The 6,213-nt window shown below is 32.7% G+C and carries 6 protein-coding genes; all 6 read left to right on the forward strand.

Going from position 1 to position 6,213, the window contains the following annotated elements; genetic code table 11:
* Window positions 1-155 precede the first annotated feature (155 nt).
* The 6 genes from CWS01_RS04795 (at window position 156) to CWS01_RS22235 (ending at window position 5,897) form a co-directional block, all read left to right on the forward strand.
* A complete protein-coding gene (locus tag CWS01_RS04795) occupies window positions 156-1,862 on the forward strand; it encodes a methyl-accepting chemotaxis protein (RefSeq protein ID WP_235851972.1) in 1,707 nt (568 codons plus the stop codon).
* 25 nt (window positions 1,863-1,887) lie between these two features.
* Window positions 1,888-2,949 carry a sugar ABC transporter substrate-binding protein gene (locus tag CWS01_RS04800; protein ID WP_101175911.1) on the forward strand — a complete coding sequence of 354 codons (1,062 nt, stop codon included), beginning with the start codon at window positions 1,888-1,890 and terminating at the stop codon, window positions 2,947-2,949.
* A gap of 366 nt (window positions 2,950-3,315) precedes the next feature.
* Window positions 3,316-4,125: a serine hydrolase gene (locus tag CWS01_RS04805; RefSeq protein ID WP_157827541.1), complete on the forward strand. Its 810-nt coding sequence runs from the start codon at window positions 3,316-3,318 to the stop codon at window positions 4,123-4,125.
* Window positions 4,126-4,335: 210 nt separating this feature from the next.
* Entirely contained in the window at window positions 4,336-4,638 is a 303-nt protein-coding gene (locus tag CWS01_RS04810) for a hypothetical protein (RefSeq protein WP_101175913.1), read from the forward strand.
* 141 nt (window positions 4,639-4,779) lie between these two features.
* Window positions 4,780-5,529: a polysaccharide deacetylase family protein gene (locus CWS01_RS04815; protein WP_101175914.1), complete on the forward strand. Its 750-nt coding sequence runs from the start codon at window positions 4,780-4,782 to the stop codon at window positions 5,527-5,529.
* Window positions 5,526-5,897 carry a hypothetical protein gene (locus CWS01_RS22235; RefSeq protein ID WP_157827543.1) on the forward strand — a complete coding sequence of 124 codons (372 nt, stop codon included), beginning with the start codon at window positions 5,526-5,528 and terminating at the stop codon, window positions 5,895-5,897. Before CWS01_RS04815 ends, CWS01_RS22235 begins: the two co-directional genes overlap by 4 nt.
* Window positions 5,898-6,213 lie beyond the last annotated feature (316 nt).

Genomic DNA, 6,213 nt, shown 5'->3' on the forward strand with positions numbered 1-6,213 from the left:
AATATTATGTTTGTTATTCAGCTTAAAAATTTTATTGAAAGTTAGTTAATAACAGATTGTACGCTCCGATAGTATCTATAGATGAGATATGATGGATTCTTATAATAGATGTAGCATATCTACAAAATAACATCTCAAGATTAGGAGGAATAAATTTGTTCCAGAAAATTAAATGGACAAATATAAAAATCGGTGGAAAATATATGGCTATCTTTTCATTTATGGCCATCACTTTTTTGATTGCAATTATTATTACAGATATATCGATAAAAAATGCTATTAGAAATATGAAGGATACGATGGTGAAAAATGATGTTTCCGTTTATGCTGGGAATTTAGTTACTTTATATCATGAAAAATATTCGCTGATCCCAGAATATATGCTCATATCAGATGATGCTAAGCTGAATGAATATCTGGATTATAGTGAGGAATTTGTAGAAAATGCCAAGAAAATAAAAAAACATTTAAATAAAGAGCAATTGCAGCTGTTTAATAAGATGATTGAAAATAATCATAAATTGGATGAATATTTTTTTAGCACTATTGTTCCGAAAGTACAGCAAATTAATACAGAGGAATTTCAAAAACTGCAGCAGTCTGCAAGTGAAATGAAAATAGAAACATCCAAATTAGGATACCAGCTAAAAAACAGTTCAACAGAAATGAGCAAAGAGGCATTAAATGCTGCTAAGGAAAAGCTTGAAGTACTTAATTTGATTCTATTGATTTCTTCTATTGGCTCTATTGTCATTTCATTTATTCTCTTATATTTAGTAAGCAGAAAAATAAGCGGGAATTTAAAGGTCATTGTAGACAAAAGCAAAGAAATTGCAAGTGGCCGCTTAAATACAAAAGAATTAGTTTATAGAGGAAAGGATGAAATAGGCCAGCTATCCCAATCAATAAATGAAATGGGGCAAAGTTTGCGTGAAATGATATCAGAAATTTCCAAGCTCTCTAATGATGTAGATAAACAAAGTGCTACACTATCTGAATCATCAGAAGAAGTGAAGCTTGGAAGTGAGCAAGTTTCCATAACGATTGAAGAAATGGCTGAAGGCGCCAGCTCTCAGGCAGATAATGCAGCAGCTATTTCCCAAAATACGAAAGACTTTAATGAAGAAATTATAAACGCAAGTAATCAAAGTGAAAAACTAGTTCAATTTTCCGACCAAGTATTAGCTGTTTCTATTAATGGAGACAAGCAAATGAAGGAATCCTTGCATCAAATGAAATTGATCAATGATGTTGTACGTGGATCAGTGGACCAAGTAAAGAATCTGGAAAGCAAAACCCAATCTATTACCGAAATTGTTCACGTAATTAAGTCTATCGCAGAACAGACAAATCTACTCGCACTTAATGCTTCTATAGAAGCTGCAAGGGCAGGTGAAGCGGGCAAGGGTTTTGCTGTTGTAGCGACAGAGGTTAGAAAATTGGCAGAAGAAGTTACTCAGTCAGTAGAAGGTATTACCAAGCTTGTGTTTAGTATAAAAGAAGGGACTTCAAAGATTGCCGAAAACCTTCATGATGGATACGAACAGGTAAATAAAGGATCCAAAAAGATTGAAAAAACTGGACAGAATTTTGCTGAAATAAAAGAAAAAGTAGCTGAAATGTCAACTGGAGTGAAACGTATCTCTACTGTTTTCTATAAATTTCAGCAATCTAGTCAAAATATTAATGAAAATATTGAACATATCGCTGCTATATCAGAAGAGTCAGCTGCAGGATCCGAAGAAATTTCAGCTGCAATGATAGAACAAAATCAATCGATTGAAAATATATCAGATAGTGCAAAAATGCTCACAAGCATGGTAGAGCGAATGAATAATCTAATGAAAAAATTCCAGATTTAACTTAAAAAGGAAGGGAGGGAAATAGATGAAAATAAGAAATGAAAATCCAATAAATATAGTATGGATTGCGATAATATCTTTATTACTTACAGGGTGCTCTTCTTTACCATCAAATAATTCCACGAAAAAAGAGGAAGAGATTAAGCTGATCTCTGATGAGAAAAAGCCTTATATTGGGTTTATCTTAGATACTCTAAAGGACGAAAGATGGTATAAAGACAAAGGACTATTTGAAGAGGAAGTTAAAAATTTAGGCGGACAAGTGAAAACTTTAGCTGCTAACGGGCTAGATGATGTACAGGTTAAACAAGCAGAATTGTTAATTCAAGAAGGTGTGGATGTTTTAGTTGTAGTTCCACATAATGCAGATATTGCGAGTGAAATTATTGATATAGCACATCAAAATAAGGTGAAGGTTATATCTTATGATCGTTTAATAAAAAATTCGAAGGTAGATTACTATATTTCTTTTGATAATGTGAAGGTTGGCGAATTGCAGGTATCTGAATTAATCAAAAAAAAATCCAAAGGAAACTTTGCCTATATTGGCGGAGCAGAGTCGGATAATAATGCCGTATTATTTCGTCAAGGAGCTATGAAAGTTTTACAGCCATTAATTGATAAAGGTGACATAAAGCTTGTTTACGATCATTTTACAGAGGACTGGAATCCAAACATCGCAAAAGAAAATATGAAAACTGCTTTAAATAAAAATAATAGAATTGATGCAGTAATAGCTGCCAATGATGGTGTTGCTGGAGGAGTGATTGAGTCTTTAACTTCGGCTGGATCAGCGAAAAAGGTACCTGTTTCTGGACAAGATGCAGAATTGGAAGCAATACGCCGAATTGTTAAAGGAACACAGACCATGAGTGTATATAAACCAATTAATCTGCTTGCAACTAAATCAGCAGAAATGGCCATGAAAATAGCAAAAGGAGAAAAGATTGAAACCGACCAAAAGATTAATAATGGAGAGATAGATGTTCCATCTATTTTGCTGGAGCCAATAAGTGTTACAAAAGAAAATGTTAGAGAAACTGTAATAAAAGATGGGTATTTGACAGAAAAAGAAGTGTTTGAATGATTTTCTAGGATAGGAACTATATATTGGAAACTGCAAGATATGCGAAAATACAACTTGCGGATTATTGCAATTTATACAGCTTATTTCATCATCAATTTATTTAAGCGAAAAGCCGGATATGATATACTCCGGCTTTTTATTCATGGTTAAATAGAAGTTTCACGTTATATTAGTCTTTTACAGATAAGTTACTAACTACCAATATTCTCTAATTTTTAGGAAGGTATACTGTCAGTTAGTACAGGATAAATATAGAAAAAATTGTTAAAAGTTATGTTCATACTAAAGAAATTTTATTATGATAGTTTAATAAACTAATTTTTAGGAGGTTCTAATGAAAAAACTTTTTAGTATTTTATATCTTTTGTGCTTCTAGCTGCAATTTTTACTAGTTCAGCATCAGCAGCCACAAAGCACATTAATGAGAAGTCTATTAAATCTTATATCCAAAAACATAAAGGAATTGTGGGTGTTTATTATGAAAATACAACAAATAATGATTCATTTCAGTATCAGGCAACTAAGGTAACTAGGGCTGCGAGCACGATTAAACTGCCTCTTGTTACTTATGTGATGGAACAAGCTTCCAAGGGAAAAGTAGACTTAAATAAAAAGCTTACTTATCATAGCTATGAATACAATGAAGGAAGCGGTATTATTCAATATGATAAAGTTGGCACAAAATACACAATCAGAACGCTTGTTAAGTATGCTGTTGTATATAGCGATAATATAGCATTTGTTATGCTTCGCAACTATGTTGGCAAATCAAATTTTATTGCATACTGCAAGTCCCTTGGCGGCAAACACTTATACGAAAATGGTGTTAATGTAACTACCGCAAAAGATATGGAAGCTTATATGAAGTACTTTCAAAAATTCTCTCAATCTCATAATTTAGGCAAAGAATTAGAAGGATACTTAACAAAAACGATTTACAATGACTATATTCCAAAAGGAATTCCCAAAAATGTGACGATTGCACATAAGGTTGGAATGATTCCAGAGAGCAATATTTATAATGATGTAGCAATTGTAAAAGACAAACATCCATACATATTGGTTATTCTAACAAAGGATAAAAAAGGGCCAACTATTATCAGCGGTTTGTCAGAAATTATTCATCAAGAGCATATAAAAGCAAATAAAGAAATAAAGACCAGCGCATTAAAATAAAATCAGATAGCAGTTACGAATAATAAAGGGAAAAAGGATATAATTATTATTAAAGGAATAAAAAAGAACGATAAAATTAGCATTTATAATGCAAGTAAAAAGGGCAAACGGTTAGCAGTCCAAACGGCTAAAAATACAACTATCACTCTATCGGTCAATCAATTAGGCGCAAAATCAGGGAAAATATATATAACGAATAAAAGACAAGGGATGACAGAGAGCAGTCGAGTAGGCATTTCGTATAAAGGGGAACAAACAAATCCATTAAAACAAACTCAAGTAAAGGCAGAAACTATTAGCAATCACAAAACTAAAATTACTATAACTGGAATCCAAAAAGGAGATGTAATAAAAGTGTATCCAACAAACGGTGCAAAACAATATTCCAAACAGTTTAAAGCAGCATCATCAAAAATCAGCTTTGAATTGCCGCAGAAAGATACTCTTTATCTTTCTATTACAAATTCTGGAATGTTAGAGAGTGGAAGAATAGCGGTTAATATTGGCGAGTAAAGAAGCATAATGAAAAGGGCAGATGTTTAATCAGCATCTGCTTTTTTGTTTGAAAGCATTTAAAAAATAATAATATATATTTGTTTAGGAACAATAAACCAATAAGCTATTAAAAGCAATAAAAGCGAGGTTGTCTTTTCTATGAAAAAAATTGTCGTAGCATTTGTTTGTCTAGTTATCTTTATTCTTCCATCACAAGTATTGGCACAACGTAAAATTCCTATTTTAGTTTATCATTCCATCGATGAGTTTCATGGACATGGTTCTAAAGAATTGTATGTAACACCTGATAATTTTAAAAAACAAATGCTTTATTTGCGTGACCACAACTTTACCTTATTAACTTTTGATCGGTGGCAGGATAGACATAAAGTAAACAACCCAATTTTTATTACGTTTGATGATGGATACAAAAATAATTTGAATGCCTTTGCCATCTTCCAACAATTAAAAAATGAGCAATTTACACCAACTGGCACGATGTTTGTGATTTCAGATTTTATTGGCCGATCAAACCGATTATCGAAAGAAGATTTGAAAAAAATGGCTGATTCAAAAATCATTTCCATTCAGTCTCATACTGCTACACATCCTGATTTAACGAAAATTAAACAGATAGAATATGAATTAAAAGAATCCAAAGAAAAAATCGAAAAAATTACGGGTAAACCTGTTATAGCACTTTCTTATCCATATGGAACTGCGGATGATAATATTATAAATGAAACGAAAAAGTACTATTTATTCGGATTGACGACAACACCTGAGTCTTTTTATGAAAAGGGCATAAAAGATGAACTTTATCTTTTGCCACGACTTTATGTGAAGTATTCGACCACTCTTAATGAATTTGCGAAAATAGTGGGAAATGAAGCAACAAAGACGAGGTGAGCATTCGCCTCGTCTTTTATTATATTACGATTAAGAAGGAAACATCTGGTGCCACTGCTGCCAAGTGCCATGAGGATGTTGTTGGTGCCATTGCTGCCAAGGAATATATGGGTGCTGCTGTTGCCAATTATCATGGTGATGAGGATGCTGTTGATGCTGCCAATTATCATGATGATGAGGGTGCTGTTGATGCTGCCAATTATCATGGTGATGAGGATGCTGCCACTGTTGCCAATTATCATGAGGATAGTGCTGATGCCATTGCTGCCAAGTGCCATGAGGATGCTGCTGATGCCATTGATTCCATGGTATATACGGTAAATTTCCTTGACCTTGATGCATATAATCCACCTACTTTTTTATTTTAGCTTTTTTATAACTTTGTTGATTAGAAGGTTCATTGTAAAAAAATAAGTGTTTATATACTGAACCAAAATTACATTATCAACAATAGTTATTAACATAGCTATATTTTTTGATCGGTTTAGCTTATGCAAGATCCCAGGGAAAGAGCTTATTTATGTTAAATATAGGCATTATTTAGCCCTTTATAAAATAAATAAATGGAAGATGCTAATCTTATTTTAGTAATAAATTTACTGCCACGTTTTTGACATGGGGCCCATGACAGTAACCTCATGGAAAAAACCTGAAATTAACTTATGATATGCTCCCTCTATGGTA

It is taken from the genome of Niallia nealsonii (assembly GCF_002835805.1).
Classification (GTDB): Bacteria; Bacillota; Bacilli; order Bacillales; family Cytobacillaceae; genus Niallia; species Niallia nealsonii.